General features: G+C 41.6%; 16 protein-coding genes. 5 read left to right on the forward strand and 11 right to left on the reverse strand.

Annotated features, from left to right (window positions below):
* Positions 1–8: 8 nt before the first annotated feature.
* The 7 genes from AAEZ18_RS06680 to AAEZ18_RS06710 all read right to left on the reverse strand — a co-directional run bounded on the left by AAEZ18_RS06680 (position 9) and on the right by AAEZ18_RS06710 (position 7,197).
* Positions 9–989 (reverse strand): Bug family tripartite tricarboxylate transporter substrate binding protein, encoded by a 981-nt coding sequence (locus AAEZ18_RS06680; RefSeq protein ID WP_089368889.1) that lies wholly within the window; start codon positions 987–989, stop codon positions 9–11.
* Positions 990–1,000: 11 nt separating this feature from the next.
* The gene (locus AAEZ18_RS06685; protein WP_089368890.1) at positions 1,001–2,242 is read right to left on the reverse strand and encodes an OprO/OprP family phosphate-selective porin; all 1,242 of its coding nucleotides are present in this window, start codon (positions 2,240–2,242) and stop codon (positions 1,001–1,003) included.
* A gap of 303 nt (positions 2,243–2,545) precedes the next feature.
* A complete protein-coding gene (locus tag AAEZ18_RS06690; RefSeq protein WP_024594936.1) occupies positions 2,546–3,202 on the reverse strand; it encodes a 3-oxoacid CoA-transferase subunit B in 657 nt (218 codons plus the stop codon).
* Between the two features lie 11 nt (positions 3,203–3,213).
* Positions 3,214–3,921 (reverse strand): CoA transferase subunit A, encoded by a 708-nt coding sequence (locus AAEZ18_RS06695; protein WP_011329568.1) that lies wholly within the window; start codon positions 3,919–3,921, stop codon positions 3,214–3,216.
* Between the two features lie 9 nt (positions 3,922–3,930).
* Positions 3,931–4,692, reverse strand: a complete 762-nt coding sequence (locus AAEZ18_RS06700) for a 3-hydroxybutyrate dehydrogenase (RefSeq protein ID WP_089368891.1) — start codon at positions 4,690–4,692, stop codon at positions 3,931–3,933.
* Positions 4,693–4,701: 9 nt separating this feature from the next.
* On the reverse strand, positions 4,702–5,886 hold the full coding sequence (locus AAEZ18_RS06705; RefSeq protein ID WP_309216620.1) for an E22 family MetX-like putative esterase: 1,185 nt from the start codon (positions 5,884–5,886) through the stop codon (positions 4,702–4,704).
* 9 nt (positions 5,887–5,895) lie between these two features.
* A complete protein-coding gene (locus tag AAEZ18_RS06710) occupies positions 5,896–7,197 on the reverse strand; it encodes a GntP family permease (RefSeq protein WP_011329571.1) in 1,302 nt (433 codons plus the stop codon).
* A 354-nt stretch (positions 7,198–7,551) separates the two neighbouring features.
* Between AAEZ18_RS06710 and AAEZ18_RS06715 the strand changes: the two genes are divergently transcribed.
* Positions 7,552–9,843 carry a TonB-dependent receptor gene (locus AAEZ18_RS06715; protein ID WP_182678408.1) on the forward strand — a complete coding sequence of 764 codons (2,292 nt, stop codon included), beginning with the start codon at positions 7,552–7,554 and terminating at the stop codon, positions 9,841–9,843.
* Between the two features lie 101 nt (positions 9,844–9,944).
* Positions 9,945–10,607 carry a response regulator transcription factor gene (locus AAEZ18_RS06720; protein ID WP_011329573.1) on the forward strand — a complete coding sequence of 221 codons (663 nt, stop codon included), beginning with the start codon at positions 9,945–9,947 and terminating at the stop codon, positions 10,605–10,607.
* A 22-nt stretch (positions 10,608–10,629) separates the two neighbouring features.
* Here the strand turns inward: AAEZ18_RS06720 and AAEZ18_RS06725 are convergent, their stop codons facing one another.
* Together AAEZ18_RS06725 and ylqF are read right to left on the reverse strand one after the other, a co-directional pair.
* Complete coding sequence (locus tag AAEZ18_RS06725) at positions 10,630–14,085, reverse strand: PAS domain-containing hybrid sensor histidine kinase/response regulator (RefSeq protein ID WP_011329574.1); 3,456 nt, start codon at positions 14,083–14,085, stop codon at positions 10,630–10,632.
* A gap of 451 nt (positions 14,086–14,536) precedes the next feature.
* Positions 14,537–15,490: a ribosome biogenesis GTPase YlqF gene (gene ylqF, locus AAEZ18_RS06730; RefSeq protein WP_011329575.1), complete on the reverse strand. Its 954-nt coding sequence runs from the start codon at positions 15,488–15,490 to the stop codon at positions 14,537–14,539.
* Between the two features lie 491 nt (positions 15,491–15,981).
* Between ylqF and AAEZ18_RS06735 the strand changes: the two genes are divergently transcribed.
* Both AAEZ18_RS06735 and AAEZ18_RS06740 read left to right on the forward strand, forming a co-directional pair.
* Positions 15,982–16,518, forward strand: coding sequence for a YaeQ family protein (locus tag AAEZ18_RS06735; protein ID WP_058374423.1), 537 nt, complete (start codon positions 15,982–15,984; stop codon positions 16,516–16,518).
* A 21-nt stretch (positions 16,519–16,539) separates the two neighbouring features.
* Complete coding sequence (locus AAEZ18_RS06740) at positions 16,540–17,145, forward strand: PGAP1-like alpha/beta domain-containing protein (protein WP_086993140.1); 606 nt, start codon at positions 16,540–16,542, stop codon at positions 17,143–17,145.
* On the opposite strand, the gene AAEZ18_RS06745 is transcribed toward AAEZ18_RS06740, so the two are convergent.
* On the reverse strand, positions 17,142–17,351 hold the full coding sequence (locus tag AAEZ18_RS06745; protein ID WP_011329578.1) for a hypothetical protein: 210 nt from the start codon (positions 17,349–17,351) through the stop codon (positions 17,142–17,144). The genes AAEZ18_RS06740 and AAEZ18_RS06745 overlap by 4 nt on opposite strands.
* Before the next feature lie 340 nt (positions 17,352–17,691).
* On the opposite strand from AAEZ18_RS06745, the gene AAEZ18_RS06750 reads away from it, so the two are divergent.
* Entirely contained in the window at positions 17,692–18,165 is a 474-nt protein-coding gene (locus tag AAEZ18_RS06750; RefSeq protein WP_011329579.1) for a Dps family protein, read from the forward strand.
* A 104-nt stretch (positions 18,166–18,269) separates the two neighbouring features.
* Here the strand turns inward: AAEZ18_RS06750 and AAEZ18_RS06755 are convergent, their stop codons facing one another.
* Positions 18,270–20,348: a S9 family peptidase gene (locus AAEZ18_RS06755; RefSeq protein WP_086993141.1), complete on the reverse strand. Its 2,079-nt coding sequence runs from the start codon at positions 20,346–20,348 to the stop codon at positions 18,270–18,272.
* Between the last annotated feature and the right edge of the window lie 217 nt (positions 20,349–20,565).

The raw sequence follows: 20,565 nt of genomic DNA on the forward strand, positions 1-20,565 counted from the left end.
AACCTCGATTATTGCAATGTACGGATAAAGCCAAGCTCTTCCATCACTACTTTAAGCTGCGCTTCTTGCGCTTCTAATGACTTAATAAACTGCTCTTTTTCTTGGAATAAATTTAACCAACCGTTACGTGCACGGACAACTTCCCACTCAGGAGTACTTTGTAATTTGCGCAGTTTTTTGGTGTACTCTGCCAATTTTTCAGCAGGTAAGTTCGGCGCTGCAAAAAAACCACGCCAGTTTACAAATTCCATATCGTAACCAAGAGATTTAAGGGTAGGTATTTCTGGGTAATCCGGTAACGGCCCACCTGAGGTAACCGCTAAAATGCGTGCTTGACCACCATTAGCTACTTCTAGTGCTTCACTTAAGCCGGTAGAAAGTAAGTTAACTTCGCCTGATAGTAATCCAGCTTTTGCTTTACCACCGGCGTCGTAAGGAATATAACGTAAACGTCGACCATCAATACCCGCCGCTTTAACTGCTTGCGCTGCAACTAAATGATCCATACTGCCACGCGCAGAACCGCCCGCTACCTTTACTGAGCTTGGATCTTCTTTGATTGATTTAACAACATCTTGCCACGTTTTAAATGGCGAATCGTTACGCACCACAAATGCGCCATAATCGGCAATCATGCTGGCAACAGGAGTTAAATCGCGGTAGCTATAAGGAATGCGACCAGTTAATGCACGCAATACGATAGGTGTTGAGTTAACCATTAAAATATCGCCCTTTTTAGTGCCCGACTCAATTAAGTAAGCAATAGCACGACCGCCGCCGCCACCCGACATATTTTGAAAAGACGCATTATCTTCAATACCTGACTTAACTAAACCTTCGCCTACACCACGTGCTGTTGTATCCCAACCGCCACCAGGGCCGCCAGGTACTAAAAAGTGAATGTCGGCCATTACAAATGGGCTGCTAAGTACCAGCGATGCTGCAAGTACTGTGGTTTTTAGTGATTTAAGTGACTTAAATAATTTCATTGTATGATTCCTTAAAATAAATACTGCATACGCGCACTAAAGCCCATACCAGAGTCTTCATCGCCTACCAAAGCTGTAGTACCAGGGCCTGTCACATCACTGTAAATAAGGTTGCCCATAAACTTAATATCGCTACTGATGTAATAAGATGTGCCTAATGTATAAGTAGTTGCTTGCGTCCCTTGTAAGCTGCTAGTTGCATCCATTTGTGAAACACGCGCAACTAACTCCCATGCATTTTTAATGTTTTTAGGTTGTACAAATAATGCTGAACTTGCTTTGTATTGGCGCTGCTCGCCACCTAAAAAGTAACTTGCCGATACATGAAAACCATCAAAGCGCTCGCCATCTAGCAAGTCTGCGCTATTAACTGCGTTTAACGAGCGGCTTGCATATTCAGCTTCAAGGGTTAAAGAATCTGCTTGGTAAGCAAATTCAAGTCCGCTTTGCGATAAGCTATCAAGTGCTGCGGTTACGCCACCAGCGGCATAATCAACAAGCCTAGTATTAGCTTCGCGAACTTCTCCACGAGCAAAACGCGCACCTAATTCATTGCCGCCCATATCACGATATGAATGCCACGCCCCTAAATGAATCACATCACCCGGTGCAGCACTTGACCACGTTACGCGCCCTGTTGCAGCCAAAGTTAGCCTGTCGTTTTCATCATTACCCGTTGCGCCAAAGGCATCATTTTTATAAACACCCACTGCGTAGCGAAATCCCGAATCTTTAAAGTATTGGTAAGCCGATGCACCCCAACGAAAAAATGGCGAGAAGGTATTTGCTAAACTACTACGCTCAATAGTGTTGATATGTTTTGAGCTGGTTAATGCATTAAGCGATATATCTTCGCGAATTTTACCTGCTTTAATTTTAAGCCCGTTATCAAACGCATAACGTACACGTGCCATAACAATTTCAGCTGTGCCTTCGCCAAATTCGAGTAATAACTTGTGATCCCAATTACCATGCTCGCTAGCAACGTAAGTACGAATACGTCGCGGAAAAAAATCACTGCCGCCAGAGCCGCCATTATCTGCATTGTAAGCGCCATCAAAATAGTTGTAGTCAAGCTGTACGCGTCCACCAAACTCTAAATTAAAACCACTCGATTTTTTTAATGCACTGACTTCTTTTTGTAATGCATCTAATTGCTGTTGTAATTTATCGGTATCGTTATCGGCTAAAACTGATGTGCTCGCTAATGCGGCAGCTACTGCCAAAGCGAGTTGTGTGTTACTTGCTTTCATTGTTGTCTCCACGCTGTGTTGGTGTATTTATTGTCAGGTAGATAAGCGACTACAAACTGCTATCTAAAGCGCAGCTTATTGTTAACGTGAAATTAACTAAATATTTAGACGGTAAGGTGCATTGATGATCTTTACGCGCTTTTTGTGCATAAAAACCATGCGCAAAAAGGACAAAACTAGCCGCGCATTACTCTTTGATTTATAGTGCCTTTATATTTAAAGTGGTTTTATAATAAATAAATTGGTAGCTTTTTAAGTTATAAAAAAACCCGCAACAATGCGGGCTTAATTAATAAGCTATTATTAAAATGTCATTTCGGGTGTGTTTTTAGGGATAATTAAACGCCCCTGTGTTTTCGCTTGAATTTCTTCTACGCTCACTCCGGGGGCGCGCTCTAACAAATGAAATGCACCATCTTTAATTTCCAGTAAGGCCAAGTCGGTAATTACTTTATTAATACACCCCACACCGGTGAGCGGTAAGCTGCACTCACTGAGTAATTTTGACTCACCATGCTTATTAGCGTGGGTCATGGTACAAATAATGTTTTTTGCACCAGCCACTAAATCCATCGCACCGCCCATACCTTTTATTAACTTATTGGGGATCATCCAGCTAGCAATATTGCCGTTTTGGTCAACCTCAAAGGCACCCAATACGGTTAAGTCAACATGACCGCCGCGGATCATCGCAAAGCTTTCGGCTGAGTTAAAAATTGCTGCGCCAGTGGCGGCAGTAACGGTTTCTTTACCGGCGTTTATCATATCAGCATCGAGCGCATCGGCAGTAGGATACTGCCCCATACCCAGTAGGCCATTTTCTGATTGCAGCATTACTGCAATATTATCGGGGACATAGTTAGCTACTAAGGTAGGAATACCAATGCCTAAATTAACGTAATAGCCATCTTGTAATTCCATCGCGACTCGCTTGGCGATTTGTTCACGTGTTAATGCCATTAGCTTACTCCTTATTGCTTTGCTGCTTGGGTGGTCACTTTTTCTATGCGTTTTTCAAACACCCCTTTTATAACCCGATCGATATAAATACCGGGAGTGTGTATTTGGCTTGGCTCTAACTCCCCAGGCTCTACAATTTCTTCTACTTCGAGTACAGTTATTTTACCTGCGGTGGCGGCCATAGGATTAAAGTTCATCGCGGTATGGCGATAAATACAATTACCAAAGCGATCCGCTTTCCAGGCTTTTACAATGGCAAAGTCACCGGTAATACTGTGTTCTAACAAGTAGTCTCGACCATTAATATTGCGCGTTTCTTTGCCCTCAGCCACTGGCGTGCCTACTCCAGTGGCGGTATAAAAAGCAGGAATACCTGCACCACCAGCGCGCATTTTTTCAGCCAGTGTACCTTGTGGAGTAAGCTCTACATCTAGCTCACCACTAAGTAGTTGCTGCTCAAATAAGGCATTTTCGCCCACATACGAGGCCACCATTTTGCGTATTTGTTTATCCTCTAGTAACACGCCTAAACCAAAACCATCTACGCCACAGTTATTAGACACCACAGTTAAGTTACGAATACCTTGGCGTTTAATTTGGCCAATAAGTCCCTCCGGTATACCGCACAAGCCAAAACCACCGGCAATCACTGTCATGCCATCCTCAAGCCCTGCCATTGCTTCGCTGTAACTGCTTACTACTTTATCGAATCCTGCCATTGTTAGCTCCTATTGTGCGGTCCAGCCGCCATCTATTGCTATAGCTTGTGCGGTAATGTTTCGCGCCGCATCAGCCATTAAAAAGGTTACCGTATGGTGTATTTCATCTAAACCAATAAAGGCTTTTTTAGGCATGGGTGCTAGCATAATAGTATCGATAACTTGTTGCTCAGATAAACCATGCTCTTTGGCTTGTGCGGCAATTTGCTGCTCTACTAGCGGAGTTTTCACATACGCGGGGCACACGGTATTAATGGTTATATTGGCATCTCCTGTTTCAAGCGCTATGGTTTTACTAAAGCCAATTAAGCCATGTTTGGCGGCCACATAGGCCGACTTATATTTAGAGGCCACCATGGCATGAATAGAGCCAATATTAATAATTCGGCCAAAATTTTGTTCCCGCATTTTAGGCAATACCGCTTGGGTCATCATTGCAGGCCCAACGAGCATTACTTGCTGCAAAAATTGCCATTTATCAGCCGGAAATTCTTCAAGCTTTGCTACGTGCTGAATGCCGGCATTATTTATAAGTACATCAACAGCTTGCGGTAACTGCTTAAAAAAAACGGTAATTGCCTCGCTGTCGGCCACATTTAATGCATAACCTTGGGCTTTTCCACCATTAGTAACAATATCTTCTGCCGCTTCTTTTGCGTGCGCTGCATTTAGGTCGGTTACTATAATATGATGACCCGCTACGGCTAATTGCTGTGCTATATATAAGCCAATACCGCTGGCTGCACCGGTTATTAAAATTGTTTTGCTCATGCAGGCCTCCTAGTTGGCTAAAAACTCACTAATTTGCTGCGCTTTAGGCGCAATCGAAAACAGCCCATCTAAATGACCCCAGCCTCCCGCAATTTCAGAAATAGTAACCTCCTTACCTAGTTCATCCATTATTGAGTGCATTTTGCGGACATTTTCGGGACGTAGTAATAAATCGTTAGTGGCAGGTAGCAATAAGGTTTTTGCCTGCACCTTTTTTAGGGCATCAGTTAAATTGGCTGATCTACCTGCGGTAAATAACTGCGATGCTCGCACTAAGTACAACACATGGTTTGCATCTTGTAGCTTAGCTTTAGCTAATGCTCTAGCCTCTAAAACCTGGTTTACTTTTGGTAGAGTACGAATATCTTGCAGTGCGTCGTCATCTAGCACCTCAAAATTTGGGAAACTAGCGTTATAAATAAGCGGATGCATAGCATCTTGGGTAATGTTTAGTAGCGTAGCGGTAAGCCCTGCAAGCGGGCGCTCTTTATTATAGTAATTACCTTGCTGCCAGTTTTTATCTAAACGAATTGGCATAGCCCACTTTTCTAGTGCCGACACAGTCCATGCATCCATGGTTGCCGCACCAATTACATGTACTAAGCGCTCTACTTGCTCTGGATAACGTACCGCCCACTCCAGTGCCTGAAACGATCCCATTGAGGCACCTATTACGGCATGCAGTTTGTTAATACCTAAACTATCTAGTAAGCGTTTTTGCACTTCAACAAAATCAGTAATGGTCACTACCGGAAAATCAAGGCCATACGGTTTACCTGTTGCCGGATTAGTTGATGCAGGGCCAGTCGTAATTACATTAGGATCGTGCCAATTGGCATTAACTAAAGTGTCTGAGCTAATAACAAAGTATTTATTAGTGTCGATTGCTTTACCTGGGCCAATTAACGCATCCCAATAACCCGCTAAGGCATCGTCGGCTTTATATTTACCAGCTGCATGCGACGTGCCCGAAAAATAATGCGTAATTAGTACCACATTATCTTTAGCTTTATTTAAAGTACCGTAGCTCTCCCAGCCTACGTCTACTTGGCTAAGCGTAACTCCCGACACAGTAGTAAAATTTTTAGTGGTAAAATGTTGTTTTTCAACCAACATAGGCGCTATTTTATCATTGCTATAAGCAACTGTGCTTACTATTAACAGCAGTACACTCATTATTAATTTAGTTTTCATTGTTATCCCTTAAAAGAAAATAAATAAGCCAATTGCTAATGCAACCCCAATTAGCGGTACTACGGTTGTTAACGCAGCCATAGACCAATAAGCACGCTGATGTGTTTCTTTACAAATAGCGCGGATCAAAGTAACTACATAACCATTGTGCGGCAAGGTATCTAGCGCACCTGAACTAATAGCTACCACGCGGTGTAGTTGCTCTGGGTTAACCCCCATATCTATATATCCTGGAGCAACCAGTGGTAATGCAATAACTTGCCCTCCTGAGGCAGAACCCGTTAGCCCCGCTATTACACTTACCGCTACGGCCGCGCCTACTAGCTCATTACCTGGCATATGGGTCATTACTTCAACCGCGGCAGTAAATGCTGGTGACACTTTGGCAACTGCACCAAACCCAACCACCGCGGCTGTATTTCCTATTGCCACTAATGCCCCGGTTGTTCCTACATTTACAGCGCCAGCCAGATCATGAAAGTACTTAAAGTTAATTACCATAATACTCAGCACGCCACCTAGTAGGGCAATAATAAGCGCGGTTTGTTGTAATGTATCATGTAAAGTGAATGACAATAGCAGCACCACTAATAGCGGAATAAGCCCAGTAATAGGGTGTGGCCTTTTACGATCAACCACGCTTGGATCGTCATCGCGCTCTTCAAAATGTTCACCATTGGCAAGCGCTTTTTTTATCATTTTATTGAGCCAATAATAGCCAAATGTCGCCATAAAAATAGCCACCACTAGGCTTACTTCCCATGCGGCATAGGGGGAGGTGCCTAAATATTTTATTGGGATCCAATTTTGAATTTCGGGCGATCCTGCCGAGGTCATAGTAAAAGTAACCGAGCCAAAAGCCAGCGTAGCCGGAATAAAGCGCCGTGGCAGGTTTGCGTCTTTAAATAAGCTAAGCGCCATCGGGTACACCGAAAAAGCCACCACAAATAAACTAACACCACCATAGGTTAATACCGCACACGCTATCACTATTGCTAAAACAGCATGTTTCATACCTAATTTGCCAACTATATAACTGGCCACACTATCGGCAGCGCCGGTGTCTTCCATAAACTTACCAAATAGTGATCCCAGCAAGAACATAAAAAACCATGCACTTAAAAAACTAGCAAAACCATCCATATAAGCATTAATAAAATTAATATCGGCCGTGACAGGAAAAATTGCCATGTCGCTACTCAGTGCTACAAGTAACGCGCATAGCGGTGCGGCTATAAATAAATTTACCCCGCGCAAAGTTAAAATAATCAGCAGTATTAAACCACCTACTAGCCCTATCATGCTCAGCATAAGCTTTCCTAAAGTTATTGTTATTACAAAGATGAGGTGACATCGCAGTAATGTTAATTATATTGTTGCTTATTTGTAACTAAATACATAGCACTATGGTACTACATAGTTATATTTAGGCTTGCAGGCATTGTTATATATGGGTTTAACCTAGGTATAGCACTATGGTACTAATTCATTTTTTGTAACAATCTTCTAAAGTAGTTAACAGGTGACATGAGCAATGAGTAAAGGTCTGCAGCAATCTTAGTAGTTAGCGATGGCGAGGCTTAAACAACGGCACTTAGGTATAGGCAAATAAATAGCTGGTATTTATTCCGTTGGCATTAATCACAACAATAAAAGGTAATCAACATGATAAAGCTCAATAAAAAAGTCGCACCCGTTACACTCGCTGTGTCATTGGCGCTGATCGGTGCAAATAGTTATGCAGCAGAACAACAAACTAACCAAGTTAACAAAGGCGAGCTAGAGCGCATTGAAGTAACGGCGCGTAAAACGGTAGAAAACTTACAAGAAGTACCGGTAGCAGTAACCTCTATTGGCGCACAAGAACTGGCTGAAAACGGTATTAGTGTAATGACCGAAGTACAACAATTTTCGCCTAACACTACACTGCAATCTAGCCGTGGTACTAACTCAACTATTACTGCATTTATTAGGGGTGTAGGCCAACAAGATCCGCTATGGGGATACGAAGCCGGTGTAGGTATTTATATAGATGATGTATACATAGCGCGTCCACAAGGCGCGGTACTTGACCTGCTCGACGTGCAACAAATTGAAGTACTACGCGGCCCGCAAGGCACGCTATATGGTAAAAACACTATTGGCGGCGCAATTAAATACGTCACCAAAGAAATGGATGGCGATGCAACCCTTAACATTAAAGGCACGGTAGGTAGTTATGGTCAAAAAGATCTAAAAGTTACCGGGCAACTACCGCTTATTGATGAAAAGCTCTATGTTGGCTTTGGTTTTGCTACTTTAAACCGCGATGGCTTTGGTGAGTTTTTAACCTCAGATTTAACCAATCAAGATCGTGAAAACTACAACAAAGACGTAACCGCAGCCCGCGTTACCCTAGAGTACACGCCAACAGATGACTTATTTTTTAAACTTGCTTGGGATAAAACCAAAGACACCTCAAACTCAAAAGGCGGCTATCGTTTACTACCTAGCATACTCACTGACGCTCCGGTACCCGACAGCGTATACGACTCTTACACCAGCTTACCTACCTGGAACGAAGTAGAGCTTGAAGGTTATAGTTTTACCGCACGTTGGGATATGAGTGACAGTACAAGCATTAAATATGTTGGCGCCAGCCGAGATGGTTACTCGCCAACCAATATCGACTTTGATAACACCTCAAAGCGTATTTTTGATGTACCCGCTATATATGAAGATGAGCAAACCACTCACGAAATACAGCTAAATCATCAAGGCGATAACTATAAATTAGTGTCGGGCTTGTATTACTACGATGGCGAGTCATGTGGTCAATTCCAAGCAATTTTAGAAGAGTATGGTAAATCTTTAAACTTACCAGGCTTAACTCGTGAAGTAAGTGGTTGTAGTAACTCAACAAGTAAAGCTGCCTATATTCAAGGCTCTTACGACTTTGATAACAAATGGTCAATGACCCTAGGCGCGCGTTATACCAAAGACAGCAAAGAAGCGATTGTAAATAATGGCCTCATATTCGACACTGTTTACCCTGAGTCGGGCTGGATCCCAGGTTATGTTCGCCCAGAAGGACAACTAGTACCTACCGTACTAGATGATAGCGAAGATTGGTCGCGCTTTACCCCAAGAGCGGGCGTTGAGTACCAATACAGTAACGATATTATGTTTTTTGCCAGTTACGCCCAAGGCTTTAAGTCGGGTACATTTAACCCAAGAGCCACCACGCCTGAACCAGCAGCAAAACCAGAAGTTGTTGATTCATTTGAATTTGGTATGAAAAGCGAATGGAATAATAACTTACGCGCAAACATAACCTTGTTTACCCTTGATCATAAAGACCGCCAGTATATTTCGGTACTCCCAGGCGACAGCGGATCTGACCTAAACCAACGTTTAGGTAATATTGGTGAATCAACATCAGATGGCGTAGAAATAGAGCTTAACTATGTTGCTACTGAGTCACTAAGCTTTAATGCCTCAATTGGTTATATAGACAGTAGCTTTGATAACGTAATTGATTTTGACCCAAATACCGGCGCAGCCTTTGATAAATCTGATCGCTTTAGCGTATCAAACACGCCAGACTTAACCTTTAACTTAGGCGCTACGTACCGCATGTACACAGATATGGGCGACTTTGTAGTTAATGGTAATTACTACCACCGTGGTGATTACGCCTTATTTGAAGAAGACAGCCTACTAACTCAAGACGCGTACGGACTGCTTAATCTAGGCGTTACTTGGTACAGCGCCGACGGCCATTGGACCGCTGGTGTATATGGTAAAAACCTCACCAATGAAGAATACATGATTGGCGGTTACCAGTTTGTAGCACCCGATCCGAGTGATCCAACGAATGTAAGCAAATACCAGCCTGGTTTAGGCGGTGATAATACCTTAATTGGCTACTTTGGCGACCCACGTACTGTGTCGTTAACTGTTGGCTACCGCTTCTAGTCTTTATTATGTGAAAGGTTTGTCTGTGTTATCCCCAACAGACAAACCTTGTTTCACTGTGCAAAATCACTTATAACTAAATGTATTGGAGAATATTTGGAATGTCTTTTGCTGTGAATACCATAATTGCCGACGACCACCCGTTGTTTAGAAGTGCATTACGCCAAGCAGCCGCAACCTGCGTTCCTGAAGAACATATACAAGAAACCAGCGACATAGACGGACTGTTTGCCTTACTCAAAATACACCCAGAAATAGAACTTATATTTTTAGATTTAACCATTCCCGGTGCTAATGGCCTACAAGCGCTATCGCAACTACGTAATCATTACCCCGACATTTTAGTAATTATGGTTTCTGCCAACGAAACTCCCAGCATTATAAAACAAGCTATGAGCTTAGGTGCCGCAGGTTATATTCCTAAATCATCATCGCTCGATATAATAGGCGAAGCTATTGGCCATGTACTCAATGGCGACACTTGGCTGCCCGCAGATATTGATTTAACCGACGTAGTTGTTAATGACGAGCAAAGCAGCTTTGCCCTAAATCTCGAAAAGCTTACCCCGCAACAATACCGCGTACTTGCCATGATTGCCGACGGTTTACTGAATAAGCAAATAGCTTTTGAAATGTCGATTCAAGAAACCACTATTAAGCAGCATGTTTCTGCTATTTTACGCAAACTCAACGTTTATAACCGCACCCAAGCTGGCATTTTATTTAACCAGCTATCGCAAGTCGGTAAGTTAGAAGTAAACTAGCCCACAAACACTACACGTTAACTTACTTGGTTAGTCGCTTAATCATACGCTTTAATGCCGGTGCTTTTAGCGGTTTATACAATAGCGGATAACCTGCATCAAGCACTTGCTCACGTATGCTTTCATCATGATTTGCTGTATTTACAATTACCGGCAAGTTAGTAAGCAGCGCCTTATTAAGCACCTCAAGCCCGGTTACACCATCATCGAGCTGATAATCAATAATAAGTAGTTGTGGTAATGCAGCGCTTGCTTTTAATTGCTCAAGCTCAGCTAAATTAGTTGCCGTGGCTATTTCGCAGCCCCAGTTTTGCAGTAGTTGCTTAAGTGCATCAAGCACATTTTTATCGTTATCAAGCAGCCAAATACGCAAGCGACCTAGTTCGGTATCGGGGTTAAGCATTACCCGCTGAGTAGGTTGTACCGCTTTACTTACTGTGCATGCCATGGTGAGCGTAAATTGCGTTCCTTTACCTAGCTCAGAACCCATAACCAAAGGTATTTGCAGTAAGTCGCAAATACGCTTAGTGATCGACAGTCCTAACCCTAGGCCTTCGGCATTGGGCTTTTCGCCCAGCTGCTTAAACTCTTGATAAATACTTTGCTGATCGCTTGCGGCAATCCCCACACCGGTATCTTCAATAACAAACGACACATGGCTGTCATCTTCAAGCAACACTTTTAAGCGTACCTCGCCGCGCTCGGTATAGCGTATGGCATTACTAAGTAAATTACGTAATACCCGCCGCAACAGTGCTTTATCTGTATGTATGCGTACATCGCATTGCTTTACAATAAATTTAAGGCCTTTTTCTGCTGCTAATGCCGAATAATCGTTGCGTAGCGGCTCAATTAAACTACTAACATCAAACTCGCTGGCCTGCACTTTAAATGAGCCAGAATCTAACTTGGTTAATTCTAAAATACTGCTAAGCAGTTCTTCTGCACTGCCTAATGAGTTTTTAATATTGAGTGCTAGCGCTTTTAGCTCAGAGCTTTGTGCTTTTTCGTTCATTAAAGAACAAAACAAGCTGGCGGCATTAAATGGTTGCAATAAGTCATGGCTGGCCGCCGCAAAAAAGCGGGTTTTGCTCACAGTAGCTTGCTCGGCTACTTGTTTTGCCTGCGATAACTCTTGGTTAGCTTGCGTTAATGCTGCGGTACGAGTTGCTACTTTTTCCTCTAGGCTTACATTGGCTAGCGTTAGTGCTTTTTGTTGTTTTACAAACTCGGTAATATCGGTATAAGTAGTTACAAAGCCACCACCGGGCAGTGGGTTGCCTTGCATTTCGAACACTCGGCCATCGCTGTGCGAACGCTGAAACTTATAAGCACTGCCTTGCTTTAAATACGCTAAGCGCTTATCTATTTCAATGGCAATATTACCGCTATTAAATAACCCTCGCAGCGCATTAAAGCGAATAATATCGGCTACTGGCCGGCCAATATATAAAGCATCGTCTGGGTAAGTAAACATACGTTTATAGCCTTTATTCCACGCCACTAAACGCAATTCACTATCTACCACACTTATACCTTGTTGAATGTTTTCAATTGTAGATTGTAAAAGATCGCGGTTAAATTTAAGTACTTGGCTGGCCTCATCTACAAATTCGGCCACTTGCTCTAATGGTTGGCGTTGCTCATTTTTAGCTACGTCTAAAATAAGCCGTGCCGATGCACCGCCTATTACTGCCGACATTTCACGCTCTACCAATAACTCTAACTCGGCTTTAGCCGGGCTTTTCCATTGGCTTTTATCATCAGGAAAATAATGATTAACCAACGATTGACTGGCCTCTTTTTCAGCAAAACGCTGCAATAAAGCCCCCAGGTCATGATAACTCAACGGATGCAATGTAGTGTCTAGGCGCGAATCATGGGGTTGTGCAATAAATTTATTACTTTGTAATCGCTCAGCAAGAGTGGCTTGGCTAAAAAAGGGCATTAATAAATACACTAAGCAATTTGCACCTAAAGATAGCAATAACGCTTGGCTAATACTCTCCAAACCAAGCGACAATAAATCGGTAGGCGCCAGCCAAGCTATTTGCCATGGCCCTTCTGTTAGCCAACTACTTTGGCTCCCCAGGCCACTGGCCAAGTTTGGTAATAGTAAGGTATAACCCCAAATAACAAAGCCGGTTAAAATACCCAGTTGCGCGCCTCTGCAAGAGGCATGTCGCCACCACAAACCAATTATCATGGCAGGTGCAAACTGCGCCACTAAAGTAAACGACATTAAGCCCACTGTGGCTAAAGTGCTGGTTTCTCCAAGTACTCGGTGAGTAAAGTAACTAAGTAGTAAAATGAGCACAATAACAATTTTGCGCGCATGTAATAAGTTGTTTTTATCTAACCCACGGCTACTTGAGGTAAGCTGCGAGCGACGTAAAATAAACTGATTAATAAAATCATTAGTGATCATTACCGATAATACAATCGACGATACAATCACCATACTGGTTGCTGCCGAAAACCCACCTAAAAATGCCAATAACGTTACCAGCGTATTGTTTGCCGCCATAGGCAATGCTAATACAAAAGAATCGTGGCCAATATCATTGCCATTAAAGTAAACCAAGCCGGCGTAAGCTATAGGCAAAATAAATAAATTTATTAGTAGTAAATAAAGTGGAAATATCCACCGCGCTTTGGCCAGTTCATTGTCGTTATTGTTTTCAATAAAGCTCATATGAAACTGACGCGGCAAACATAACGTAGCTAAAAGCCCTAGTAAGGTGTGCGCAACATATACATAAACAGGGCTTTGCGTAGCGGTAACTTGGGTGGGTAGTTTAAGCTCATAGGCTTTTTCGTATAAGGCGACTGGGTTATCAAATAGTGCAAAGCAAACATATAAACCCACTGTAATAAATGCCAGCAACTTTACCACCGACTCAAACGCAATACTGGCGATAAGCCCTGGGTTATGCTCGCTTGGGCGTAACCGCCTAGCACCAAATAAAATAGCAAATAAAGCTAAAAGCAAGGTGATATAAAAAGTACTGTCGGCCCACACCGCATTACTTTGCGTGGGCGCTCGGTCGGTAAGCAAGTTAATACTTTGCGCCGTAGCACTGAGCTGCAAAGAAATATACGGCACAATTGCAATCACCGAAATAAGCGACACCAAACCCGACAAACTCGATGATTGTCCATACCGAGTGGCTATAAAGTCGGCCATTGAGGTAAGTTTTTGTTGCCGACAAATATGCGCAATGCGGCAATATAGCTGCCAACCAAAAATAAATAATATAATAGTGCCCGCATAAGTAGGGGCGAGCCACCAGCCATTACTTGCAGCCTGTGCGGTAGTGCCAAAAAAAGCCCACGAGGTACAATAAACCCCTAACGACAAACCATAAGTTAAGCCTTTAAAAGGTAAAACCTTACGCTTATCGGCCCACCCTGCAACAGCAAACAATATGCCTAAATACACCACGGCAATTAAGCTAATCGACCAAATAGAAAACATAGTTTTATTCTTTTAATTATTTTTATAATTATTTAACTAGCATATGTGTTTTTGCAGAAAAAAGCAGCACCCACTTTAGTGCTAACAATTCAAAACATACTCGATAAAAATAAATAAGAACTATTTGCATTTGAGTGTTGACACACACCTAAATCTAATTGATAATCAATATCAACAAGAAGGGAGTACATCCTAACTTGTTACGAAATAAACTGATTTGTTTCTCGACCCTGGAACAACGTGTAGCGCACGTTAACTGCTATGGTTACTTGTAAATTCAACACAACGCCCCTTGATGTTGATAACGAGTAACCGCCCTACTATTTTACTTGCTACATTGCTCATATCGGTGACGGTAGATATGAAACTAAAAAAGCCCTTACGGGCTTTTTTTATGTCTGTAATTTAACAAACTTTAATTACTTTCAGTTATCTAAATTCAGGTTAATTATTAACGACGATTTTTACGCGCTCGCGCTCGGCGTTGTAACTTTTCGTCTTCTTTGGCTTGCTTTTTAGCCGCCGCAGCCGCACGTAAACCAGCAACCATTATCTCTTCCTCCTCACGCATTTGTGGGGTTTCCATAGTAATGCGGCCAATAATGCCATCGCGTAGTTCGTTAATTAAAATTTCCGACATTTTGTAAGTGTCTATTTGGTTACCACCACGAATACAACCACGCTTTTTACCCGCTAATTCAACAAACTCCCAGTCACTCTCTGGTAGTTCATCTATTTTGTAGCGTGTTTTTAGTAGCTCAGGGTACGCCTTTATTAAATACTCAGCTGTGTAGCTCGCCACTTCTTCATACTCAAGTGCTGTATCGCGTATTGCGCCAGTTGCGCCTAAGCGGTAACCCGAGTTTTCATTTTCAACTTTTGGCCATAGCATACCCGGCGTATCGTAAAGCATAATGCCGTCTTCAAGCTTAATACGTTGCTGCGCTTTAGTTACCGCAGGTTCGTTACCTGTTTTAGCAACTATACGCCCAGCTAACACATTAATTAACGTAGATTTCCCCACGTTAGGAATACCCATAATCATGGCTTTAATTTGCTTATCGGCACCCACCTTGTGAGGCACTAACTTTTTACACAGCTCATTAATACGGTGTACTTCAGCCGCTTTATCATTACCAAAAGCAATTGCTTTTACGCCGTTTTCTTGCTCAAAGTAATCTTTCCATATTTGAGTCATTTTGGGATCAGCTAAATCGGCTTTATTCAAAATTTTAATTACCGGTTTACCTTCACGCAGCGTCGCCACCATAGGGTTTTCGCTACTATAAGGAATGCGCGCATCAAGCACCTCAATAATCACATCCATTTGCGGCATTATTTCTTTAATTTCGTTACGGGCTTTATTCATGTGCCCAGGGAACCACTGTATTCCTGCTCTACTCATTTGATTTGCAAACCTTTTATTCTAACCCATAACGCCATGGGGTACTGTGTGGGGTACTAAAGAGTACAATTACACTTTTTGTACTTGGCTAATAGTGTCAGTTTACTACACAAAGAGGATTTAATTCTTCTTAAAATAAACTAGCCGTTGAAATTTTAATCATGCTATCGCACTTAAGCTTTGATAGAAAAATATCTTATTTACGCTCGGATAAAAAGTATGTGGCTACATTGAGTAAATTTTCTTTATTTTTCAGCCTATAAGGTATACAACTAATAAAATAACCTCATGCCCAATACAAACTAAAAACAAAAAATTCAATCCCATGAATAAAACCCAATCAACCTCTATAAAACATAACTAACAATTATTAATCTTACTCAGTAAATTGATATGGCAGCAGTTAAACACTATTGTAAATTTCTTGCTATTTTCACAGGCAATTCATTTAATTGCGCTATACTGGCGCAAATTTTTTCAAATAAGTAGTTATGGCTCTTAAATCCACCATTATGAAAGTGCAGTTGTCGCTTAGCGATATGGACCGTCACGTTTACCAAGATTTTAATTTAACCTTGGCCCAGCATCCTTCAGAAACCGAACAACGTTTGATGATCCGCTTACTCGCTTTTGCACTCAATAGCTGTGATGGTTTAGAATTTACCAAAGGGTTAAGTTCTGACGATGAGCCCGAGCTGTGGCATAAAAACTACAGTGAAGAAATAGAGCTGTGGATAGAGCTGGGTTTACCTGACGAAAAGCGCCTTAAAAAAGCCTGTAATAAAGCTAAAAAAGTGGTGCTTTACACTTATGGCGAAAACAACCAAGCTATTTGGTGGCAAAAACAGCAGCCTAAATTACGTGATTTTAAAAACCTTAGTATATTTAGTTTAGATTATGGTGTTACCCAAGCTTTGGCCAATTTGGTTGATCGTAATATAAAGCTTGCTATTACTATTCAAGATGGCGAGATGTGGGTTAATACCGACACGACCAATATTGAAATAAAACCACAGCAGTTAATGTGATAACACCAAGGTGAGGGGCGTATGAAGGTTAAGCAGGTTATTGTTTTACACGGCTTATATATGTCTGGCTTTGTGATGCGCCCGTTGTGCTCTCGCTTAAAAAGTTCTGGCGTAAAAGTGTTAAACCTAACTTACAATACGCTCACTCCTAATCGCGATGCTATTTTTGCGCAAATAGATGAGTTTATAGGCGATCAGCCTTCGGCTTTTGTTTGCCATTCTATGGGCGGGCTTGTTGCTCGTGCGTATCTTGAGGCGAACTCGCCTGCAAGCCAACATGTTGAAAAAGTAATTACTTTAGGCACCCCACATAAAGGCAGCCATATTGCGCAAAAAATGCAGCAAAAAGGGTTTGAATCTTTTTTAAAAAATAGCGTAGAGTTTTTACTTTCTAAAAACGGTAATTGGCCTTTTAAAGCCAAACTTTACAGTATTGCTGGTGATTTACCCATAGGGCTTATGCCGCTTATTGTTAAAGGCAGTTGCTCTGATGGCACTGTATTACTTGATGAAACCAAGCTCAAAGGTATGGCCGAACATAAAGTGTTTCATTTAAGCCATACCAGTATGATTTACTCTCGCCAAGTACTCGATTATATTTTAGAGCGCTTAAACGAAGACGATTAATCTTCTGCCGCTGCTGCAATTTTATAACTAATTAAAAATATAATACCTAATACTAGTGGTATAGGTGCGGCTATATAACCAAAAGTATCAAAGTTAGCAAAGCTGGCACTGGCTAAATGCGCTATTACGCCAATTAAAAACACTACCACGGCGATACCCGTTACGATCAATTCAGCTTTATGTTGTTTAGCTGTTTTTGTGCTCACTTTATTTCTCCTAATGATTGCTACCTCCTTATTATGCGTTATCAAGTCGAATGATTTTTGACCTAAATCAATTAATGCGACAGCGGCGCACTTAACTTGTTTAAAGCTTGTTTTGGATCATGATTTGTAGTGTTGAAGATATATTTTCCCTTCAGGGGTGGTATTTTAATTAATCCGACCCATTACTATTAATGATCTATTTATTATTTTTATAAGTAATGTAAGTACACGATTTATTTAAGCTATTAATCCCATCTATTTAAATTATTTTACTAACGGCTGATGATAGGCAATACTCATTAGCAGTTAACGTTATTAACGGTTATTTAAGGAACAAGCTATGTCACAGGTAAATGCTATTGGTTTAAACAGTGCAAAAAGTGAAGACATTATTAAGTCATTAAACTCGCTACTGAGCAGCTATCAAATTCAGTACATGAACGCACGTGGGTTTCATTGGAATATTAAAGGCCGTAACTTTTTTGAACTACACATTAAGTTTGAAGAAATTTATAACTTATTGCTTTTAAAAGTAGATGAAGTTGCTGAGCGTATTTTAACGCTAGATGGTGCGCCACTGCATGCGTTTTCAGATTACCTAGAAGTAAGTAAAATTAAAGAAGCTAAAGGTATTAGCGACGGTGTAGCTGCAGTAGAGAACTTACTTGCAGGTTACAGTGTGTTGATTAAAATGCAGCGCGAAATTTTAAGCCAAGCAGCCGATGCAAACGACGAAGGTACAGCCGCGCTAATGAGTGATTATATTTCAGAGCAAGAAAAACTTGTTTGGATGTTAAAAGCTTACTTAGATTAATAAAAGTTAAATGCATTAACCGCTGTATTTAAGCAGCTATAAAATAAAAACATCGCCTACTTTACAGTGGCGATGTTTTTATTTGTGCACTTTTTAATTGTTGCCTAATTATTTAGTAAGGCGATAAAAAAGGCCATTTCGAGCGCTCTTTCTTCTAAGCTTTTAAAACGCCCAGATGCGCCACCGTGTCCGGCATCCATATCGGTTTTAAATACTAAAATATTATTATCGGTTTTTAGCTCGCGCATTTTAGCTACCCACTTCATCGGCTCCCAATATTGTACCTGTGAGTCGTGCAGCCCTGTGGTTATTAGCATATGCGGATACTCTTGCGCGCAAATATTATCGTACGGCGAATAGGCTGCAATTACATCATAAAATTGCGCATCGTTAGGGTTACCCCACTCGTCGTATTCGTTGGTGGTTAGCGGAATACTTTCATCTAACATAGTGGTTAGCACATCTAAAAATGGCACATGACAACCAACGCCACAATAAAGCTCAGGTGCTTGGTTTACCACGGCTCCCATTAATAAACCACCCGCACTGCCACCCGATGCAAATACTTTATTTTTATCGCCGTAACCTTGCTCAACCAGCGCTTTAGTAACGTCTATAAAGTCGTTAAAGCTGTTTTGTTTATGTTGTTTTTTACCTTGCTCGTACCACTGCCTGCCTAACATTTCTGAGCCGCGCACATGCGCAATAACATACACAAAGCCGCGATCGAGTAAGCTTAATGATGTACTCGAAAAACTAGGATCAATAGTATAGCCATAAGCACCATAGCCATATTGAAACAACGGATTAGTACCGTCCTTTTTAAAGCTCTCTTTACGGTAAACAACAGATACAGGTACTTTTACGCCATCGCGTGCAGTTATCATTAGGCGTTCTGACTGATAATTATCGGCGTTAAAGTCTCCTAATATTTGCTGTTGTTTTAGTAAGGTTTTTTCGCCTGTAGTTAAATCAACATCGTATAGCGAGCCAGGCGTAGTTAAGCTTGAGTAGTAAATACGGGCACTGCGTGATTCTGGCTCTGGATTCATTGCTATGGCGGCGTAGTAGCAAGGATCTTCAAACGCTAATGTCATGCGTTCACCTTGTTTATTAACAACCACAAAACGGGCTTGCCCTTGCTCGCGCTCACTTAATACTAAAAAGTCGTTAAATAATTCAACACCTTCAAGCAGTACATCATCGCGATGAGCTGTGTGCTGCTGCCACTGGGTTTTATCGGCAATAGTTTGACTGGTTGCGGTCATTAAGCGAAAGTTTTTTGCTTGCCAATTCGTCACTATGTAAAAAGTATCGCCAAGCTTATCAACGTCAAATTCATGGCCTTCTTCGCGTGGTATTAATGCGTTGAACTCGCCGTTTGGCTGGTCAGCATCAAGTACCCAAGTGTCGTTAGTTTCGGTGCTGGCTAAATCAATAATAATAAGGCTTTCGTCGCGACTTTTGCCCAGCCCCATAAAAAAGCTGCTGTCTTGCTCTTCGTACACCATTACATCTTGGCTTTGCTCTGTACCCAGCACGTGCCTAAATACTTGGTAACCTAATAATGTTTTTAGATCTTTTTTAACGTAAAAAACCGTTTTATTGTCGTTAGCCCAAACCACTTGGCCTTCGGTGTTTTCTAACTTATCGGTGAGCATTTCGTCAGTGGTTATATTTTTAAAGTGCACGGTATAAATACGACGCCCTTCAGTATCTTCTGAGTACGCCATTAATTGCTCACACGGGCTCAGTGCTACTTCGCCTAGCTCAAAAAATTCAAATCCGGCCGCTAGCTTATTTACATCTAATAAAATTTGCTTATCGCTAGTACTCATATCACTACTGCGATAATGACGAGAATATTCGTCATCGCCACGCACTTCAGAGTGATACCAGTATTTGCCATCTTTAACCGGTACTGTATTGTCGTCTTTTACAATACGGCCCTTTAGCTCTTCAAAAAGAATGTTTTGCAATGGCTGCATTGGCGCTAATTGCGCTTCACAATAGCTGTTTTCAGCATGTAAATGCGCTAATACATCTTTATTTTGACGTTCGTCATCACGCATCCAATAGTAATTATCGATACGTGTTTTATCGTGTGTGTTAAGGGTATAGGCTTGCTTTTCAGCAATAGGGAAGCTTGGCAGCAAGGCCAAAGAAAAATCAGAAGTAGACACAAATAAACCGATTAAAAAATAACAATATTTGCCAGTTTAACATAAAAATAAAAAAGCCCACTCATTGCTGAGCGGGCTAAACGGTATAAGTACAATTACTAAAATTTCTGCAATTTTTATTGTTGTCTTTATACCTTGGGAAGAGAGCACCTTGGGAAGAGAGTACCTCAAGAAGAATATCTTAAGAAAAACACCTTGAGAAATAATTCCAATTCAA

Source organism: Pseudoalteromonas sp. 19-MNA-CIBAN-0066 (assembly GCF_040308705.1).
In the GTDB taxonomy this organism is placed as follows: Bacteria; Pseudomonadota; Gammaproteobacteria; order Enterobacterales; family Alteromonadaceae; genus Pseudoalteromonas; species Pseudoalteromonas nigrifaciens.

Bases quoted from the DNA above. Each gene is read 5' to 3' on its own strand.
- AAEZ18_RS06680 (WP_089368889.1), bottom strand. From the start codon at position 989: ATGAAATTATTTAAGTCACTTAAATCACTAAAAACCACAGTACTTGCA.
- AAEZ18_RS06685 (WP_089368890.1), bottom strand. From the start codon at position 2,242: ATGAAAGCAAGTAACACACAACTCGCTTTGGCAGTAGCTGCCGCATTA.
- AAEZ18_RS06690 (WP_024594936.1), bottom strand. From the start codon at position 3,202: ATGGCATTAACACGTGAACAAATCGCCAAGCGAGTCGCGATGGAATTA.
- AAEZ18_RS06695 (WP_011329568.1), bottom strand. From the start codon at position 3,921: ATGGCAGGATTCGATAAAGTAGTAAGCAGTTACAGCGAAGCAATGGCA.
- AAEZ18_RS06700 (WP_089368891.1), bottom strand. From the start codon at position 4,692: ATGAGCAAAACAATTTTAATAACCGGTGCAGCCAGCGGTATTGGCTTA.
- AAEZ18_RS06705 (WP_309216620.1), bottom strand. From the start codon at position 5,886: ATGAAAACTAAATTAATAATGAGTGTACTGCTGTTAATAGTAAGCACA.
- AAEZ18_RS06710 (WP_011329571.1), bottom strand. From the start codon at position 7,197: ATGCTGAGCATGATAGGGCTAGTAGGTGGTTTAATACTGCTGATTATT.
- AAEZ18_RS06715 (WP_182678408.1), top strand. From the start codon at position 7,552: ATGATAAAGCTCAATAAAAAAGTCGCACCCGTTACACTCGCTGTGTCA.
- AAEZ18_RS06720 (WP_011329573.1), top strand. From the start codon at position 9,945: ATGTCTTTTGCTGTGAATACCATAATTGCCGACGACCACCCGTTGTTT.
- AAEZ18_RS06725 (WP_011329574.1), bottom strand. From the start codon at position 14,085: ATGTTTTCTATTTGGTCGATTAGCTTAATTGCCGTGGTGTATTTAGGC.
- ylqF (WP_011329575.1), bottom strand. From the start codon at position 15,490: ATGAGTAGAGCAGGAATACAGTGGTTCCCTGGGCACATGAATAAAGCC.
- AAEZ18_RS06735 (WP_058374423.1), top strand. From the start codon at position 15,982: ATGGCTCTTAAATCCACCATTATGAAAGTGCAGTTGTCGCTTAGCGAT.
- AAEZ18_RS06740 (WP_086993140.1), top strand. From the start codon at position 16,540: ATGAAGGTTAAGCAGGTTATTGTTTTACACGGCTTATATATGTCTGGC.
- AAEZ18_RS06750 (WP_011329579.1), top strand. From the start codon at position 17,692: ATGTCACAGGTAAATGCTATTGGTTTAAACAGTGCAAAAAGTGAAGAC.